5 protein-coding genes are annotated in these 4,979 nt (G+C 72.2%); 4 read left to right on the top strand and 1 reads right to left on the bottom strand.

Features of this window, described 5'->3' with window-relative positions:
* Positions 1-126 precede the first annotated feature (126 nt).
* Positions 127-1,200: an HD domain-containing phosphohydrolase gene (locus MNZ39_RS23235; RefSeq protein ID WP_242341469.1), complete on the bottom strand. Its 1,074-nt coding sequence runs from the start codon at positions 1,198-1,200 to the stop codon at positions 127-129.
* Between the two features lie 271 nt (positions 1,201-1,471).
* On the opposite strand from MNZ39_RS23235, the gene lipA reads away from it, so the two are divergent.
* From lipA to MNZ39_RS23215, 4 genes are all read left to right on the top strand, one after another.
* Complete coding sequence (gene lipA, locus MNZ39_RS23230; RefSeq protein ID WP_242341470.1) at positions 1,472-2,356, top strand: lipoyl synthase; 885 nt, start codon at positions 1,472-1,474, stop codon at positions 2,354-2,356.
* Positions 2,357-2,368: 12 nt separating this feature from the next.
* Positions 2,369-3,568 (top strand): thiamine pyrophosphate-dependent dehydrogenase E1 component subunit alpha, encoded by a 1,200-nt coding sequence (locus MNZ39_RS23225; protein ID WP_242341468.1) that lies wholly within the window; start codon positions 2,369-2,371, stop codon positions 3,566-3,568.
* A 17-nt stretch (positions 3,569-3,585) separates the two neighbouring features.
* On the top strand, positions 3,586-4,560 hold the full coding sequence (locus tag MNZ39_RS23220) for an alpha-ketoacid dehydrogenase subunit beta (protein WP_242341467.1): 975 nt from the start codon (positions 3,586-3,588) through the stop codon (positions 4,558-4,560).
* Positions 4,561-4,590: 30 nt separating this feature from the next.
* Positions 4,591-4,979, top strand: a 389-nt coding sequence (locus MNZ39_RS23215; protein ID WP_305037347.1) for a biotin/lipoyl-containing protein, incomplete at its 3' end; no start/stop codon positions are given.

Raw genomic sequence — 4,979 nt, 5'->3', positions numbered from 1 at the left:
CCGGCGGGGAACGGTCGCGAACCCGCGAAGCGGGCGCGACCGTTCACGGGCCCCGCCGAGCAGGGGTGGGGCCCCGACGACGGCGGCCAGCCGTCGGCGGGGCGGGGGACGCAGTCCCCCGTGAGATCAAATCGGCCTGGCCTGCGTCGTCCGCGCCAGGTCGGCGAGCTCCTCCGGCGACATCGAGAGGAACGCGTCGGCGCAGCGGGGATCGAACTGGGTCCCGGAGCAGCGCGCGATCTCGGCGCGCGCCGCGTCCACCGGGCCGCCCTTGCGGTAGGGCCGGTCGCTCGTCATCGCGTCGAAGCAGTCGGCGATCGCGAAGATGCGCGCGCCGATGGGGATCGCGTCGCCCGCGAGGCCGCGCGGATAGCCGCCGCCGTCGTAGCGCTCCTGGTGGCAGAGCACGATCTGCGCCGGCACGTCGAGGAACTCGACCGACTGCAGGATGTTGAAGCCGATCTGCGGGTGCTTGCGCATCTCTTCCCACTCGGCCGGCGTGAGCTTCGCGGGCTTGAGGAGGATCGCGTCGGGCACGCCGATCTTGCCGATGTCGTGGAGGAGGGCGCCGCGGCCGATGTCGGGCAGCTCCTTCTCGGTGAGGCCGAGCCGCTTCGCCACGGCGAGCGTGTAGCGCACGACGCGCTGGGAGTGGTCGCTCGTCTCGTGCTCGCGCGCGTCGAGCGCGGCGACGAGCGACCAGAGCGTCTGGGAGTAGGTGGCCTGCAGGTCCCCGAGCGTCCGCGACAGCTCCGCGGTCTTCTCGCGCACGCGGTTCTCGAGGCTGCGCCGGTAGCGCTGCCGCGCGAGCTCTAGGCGCCGTCGCCCGAGTGCCCGCTCGATCGCGCGGATGAGGTCCGTGACCTTGGGCGGCTTGAGGAGGTAGTCCGCCGCGCCGTTTCGCAGGCACTCGACCGCGGCCTCGGTGTCGCCGAAGGCGGTCAGCATGATGACGGCGGTGTCCGGGTGGAGCTCGCGGATCCGGTCGAGGAACCAGAAGCCGTCCTTGCCCGGCATCCGGACGTCGCTGATCGCGAGCGAGAACTCGCTCAGCCGGGCCGCGTCCAGGGCGGCCTCCGCCGAGGAGACCGCCGTGACGGCGTAGCCCTCCTCCCCGAGCAGGACCGCGATGACGTCGCGCACCGACGTGTCGTCGTCGACGATGAGGATCCGGGTGGGTTCGCTGGGGGACTCCGCCATTCGAGCGCTTCTTCCTTCGGCGAAGAGGGGGCGCCCAGAAGGGGCGGGTGCCGAAACTATAGCATGCAGGTCGCACCCCCAATGCCCAGCATTCGCCCGGCGGTCGCCCGTTTGAGCGCCGCGTCTTGACCTAGCGCCAGTCCACCGCTACATCCCGCGCGGCAACATGTCCGACACCCCGCGCAGCAGCCTGCCCGTCCTGGGCTCCGCCGGCGAGCCGCCGCAAGACCCGAGATCCATCCTCCAGGCCTTCCGGGAGCAGGGCGTGCCGATGACCGCGCGGAAGCCCGGCTGGCTGCGGGTCAACGTGCCGGGCGGCGAGCGCTACCAGAAGGTGCGCGAGACGGTGAAGGGGCTCGAGCTCCACACCGTCTGCGAGGAGGCGCACTGCCCGAACGTGGCCGAGTGCTGGGGGGGCGGGACCGCCACCGTCATGTTGATGGGCGACGTCTGCACCCGCGGTTGCCGCTTCTGCAACGTGAAGACGGCGGCCCAGCCGCCGCCGCTCGACGCGGACGAGCCGCGCCACCTCGCGGAGGCCATCGCGAAGCTCGGCCTCGACTACATCGTCGTGACGAGCGTCGATCGGGACGACCTGCCCGACGGCGGCGCCGGCCACTTCGCCGACGCGATCCGGCGCCTGAAGGCGATCCCCCGCCTCCTCGTCGAGGTGCTGACGCCGGACTTCCGCGGCGACGCCGCCGCGGTGCGCGCGGTCGGCGAGGCCGCGCCGGACGTGTTCGCGAACAACCTCGAGACGGTCCGCCGGCTCACGCCGGTCGTGCGGGATCTCAAGGCCGGCTACGACCAGACCCTCGGCGTCCTCGCGCAGATGAAGCGCGAGTTCCCGCGGATCGTGACGAAGTCCTCGATCATGGTCGGGCTCGGAGAGACCGAGGACGAGCTCGTCCAGGCGATGAAGGACCTGCGCGCGTCCGGCGTGGAGATCCTCACGCTCGGCCAGTACCTGCGGCCGAGCGCCTGGCACCTGCCCGTCGTCGAGTTCGTGACGCCCGAGAAGTTCGCGGCGTGGCGGGAGGCGGGCCTCGCGCTCGGCTTCCGGTACGTGGCGAGCGGACCGCTCGTACGGTCCAGCTACCGCGCCGCCGAGCTGTTCCTGAGGGGCGAGATCGCCTCGCGAGCCCCTGGTCCCTGACCGGAGCGACTCATGCGCCGAGAGCACGAGGTGGGGGCGGTACCGAGGCGGCAGCGCGGCAACCACCGCGAGTGGGAGCCCGGCCGCTTCGTGAAGGAGTTCCCGCTGTACCGCCTCGTCGGCGAGGACGGCGAGCTCGTCGGTCCGCCCGACGAGGTGACGCTGTCCGACGCCGAGGTGCTGAAGCTCTACGAGCTCATGGTCCTCAACCGGGCGCTCGACGAGCGGATGATCACGCTCCAGCGCCAGGGCCGCATCGGCTTCTACATCGGCTCCATCGGCGAGGAGGCCTCGATCCTCGGCTCCGCCGCGGCGATGGACGAGCAGGACTGGATCTTCCCCTGCTACCGCGAGCACGGCGCCGCGCTCATGCGCGGGATGCCGCTCGTCGCCTTCCTGTGCGAGCTGTTCGGCAACGCCGGCGACGCCCTGAAGGGCCGGCAGATGCCGTGCCACGAGGCCTGGCGGCCCGGCCGCTTCACCTCGATCTCCTCGCCCATCTCCACGCAGATCTCGCACGCCGTCGGCGCCGCCTGGGCGGCGCGCCTCAAGGGCGATCCGATGGTCGCCATCACCTACTTCGGCGAGGGCGGCACGAGCGCCCACGACTTCCACACCGGCCTCAACTTCGCGGCCGTCCGCAAGCTCCCGGTCGTGTTCATCTGCCGCAACAACGGCTGGGCGATCAGCGTGCCGCGCGAGCGGCAGACCGGCTCGGAGACGATCGCGCAGAAGGCCATCGCCTACGGCATGCGCGGCGAGCGGGTCGACGGGAACGACCTCCTGGCGGTGCACGCGGCGACGCGGCGCGCCCGCGCGCGCGCGGCGGCGGGGGAGGGGCCCACGCTCATCGAGTGCGTCACCTACCGCGTCGAGGGCCACTCCACCTCCGACGATCCGCGCGCCTACCGCCCGGCGGAGCTGGTCGAGCCGTGGAAGCGGAAGGATCCGCTCCTGCGCATGCGCCGCTTCCTCGCGCGGCGCGGGGCGCTCGACGACGCGGGGGACGAGCGGATCCGCGCCGGCGTGCGCGAGGAGCTGCAGCGGGTCCTCAAGGAGGCGGAGGCGTTCGCGCCGAAGCCGCCGCTCGAGTCCCTGTTCGAGGACGTGTACGCGGAGCCGACCCCGCTCCTCCGCGAGCAGCTCGCCGAGCTCGAGGCCGCGGTCGCCGCCGATCCGCGCGTCGCGAACCCCCGCCACTCCGACGCCTGAACGCCCGGGAGGTCCGCATGCCGACGATGAACATCATCCAGGCGGTGAACGACGCCCTGCGCCTCGAGATGCGTCGCGACCCCGACGTCGTGGTGATGGGCGAGGACGTCGGGAAGTTCGGCGGCGTGTTCCGCGCCACGCAGGGGCTGTACGACGAGTTCGGCGCCGATCGCGTGATGGACACGCCGCTCGCGGAGGGCGGCATCATCGGGACCGCGCTCGGCATGGCGCTCTACGGCCTGCGGCCCGTCCCGGAGATCCAGTTCGCGGACTTCATCTTCCCCGCGTTCGACCAGATCGTGAACGAGGTGGCGAAGTACCGGTACCGCTCCGCGGGTCAGTACTCCTGCCCCATGGTGATCCGCACGCCCTACGGCGGCGGCATCAAGGGCGGCCACTACCACTCGCAGTCGCCGGAGACGCACTTCGTCCACACCGCCGGGCTCAAGGTGGTCGTGCCCTCGAACCCGTACGACGCGAAGGGCATGCTCATCAGCGCCATCCGCGATCCGGACCCGGTGCTGTTCTTCGAGCCGAAGCGCGTGTACCGCGCCGCGAAGGGCGAGGTGCCCGAGGGCGAGTACCAGGTCCCCATCGGCAAGGCGAAGGTGACGCGCGAGGGCTCGGCGCTGACGCTCGTGGCTTGGGGCTCGATGTGGCACGAGGTCGAGCAGGCCGCGCGCGAGGCGGAGGCGGAGGGCATCGACTGCGAGGTCATCGACCTGCGCTCGCTGCAGCCGCTCGACACCGACACGCTCGTCCAGTCGGTGAAGAAGACCGGCCGCGCCATCGTGGTGCACGAGGCGCCGCGCACCTGCGGCTTCGGCGCGGAGCTCGCCGCGATCCTGCAGGAGAAGTGCTTCCTCCACCTCGAGGCGCCCATCACGCGCGTGACCGGGTTCGACACGCCGTTCCCGTACACGCTCGAGAACGAGTACCTGCCGCGCGCGCCGCGCGTGCTGAAGGCGATCCGCGAGGTCGTGTCGTACTAGGGCTGCCCCCGGGCAAGCGAGGCCGAACCCATGGCGTACAAGCTCGAGCTCCCCGACATCGGCGAGGGCGTCGTCGAAGCCGAGGTGCAGCAGTGGTTCGTGAAGCCCGGCGACGTCGTCGCCGAGGATCAGCCGCTCGTCGAGGTGATGACCGACAAGGCGACGGTGGTCATCCCCTCGCCGAAGCGCGGGCGGGTCGTGAGGCTGTTCTGGAAGGTGGGCGACGTCGCGAAGGTGCACTCGCCGCTCGTGGAGCTGGAGCTCGAGGGGGCGTCGGCGCCGCCGCCGTCGGCGCCGAGCACGGCCCAGGCGAAGGCCGGCACGGAGGCGCCCGCGGCCCGGGCCGCGACGCAGGCCGTTCCGCTCGCCGCCGCGCCGGGGGCGGCTCCGGCCCTGTCCCAGCGCCCCGCGGGCCAGAA

Source organism: Anaeromyxobacter sp. SG66, from assembly GCF_022690805.1.
GTDB classification, from domain to species: domain Bacteria; phylum Myxococcota; class Myxococcia; order Myxococcales; family Anaeromyxobacteraceae; genus Anaeromyxobacter; species Anaeromyxobacter soli.
This window is presented reverse-complemented; position numbering and strand designations above follow the sequence as displayed.

Excerpts from the sequence above, each read along its gene's own strand:
- MNZ39_RS23235 (WP_242341469.1), bottom strand. The coding sequence starts at position 1,200 with ATGGCGGAGTCCCCCAGCGAACCCACCCGGATCCTCATCGTCGACGAC.
- lipA (WP_242341470.1), top strand. The coding sequence starts at position 1,472 with ATGACCGCGCGGAAGCCCGGCTGGCTGCGGGTCAACGTGCCGGGCGGC.
- MNZ39_RS23225 (WP_242341468.1), top strand. The coding sequence starts at position 2,369 with ATGCGCCGAGAGCACGAGGTGGGGGCGGTACCGAGGCGGCAGCGCGGC.
- MNZ39_RS23220 (WP_242341467.1), top strand. The coding sequence starts at position 3,586 with ATGCCGACGATGAACATCATCCAGGCGGTGAACGACGCCCTGCGCCTC.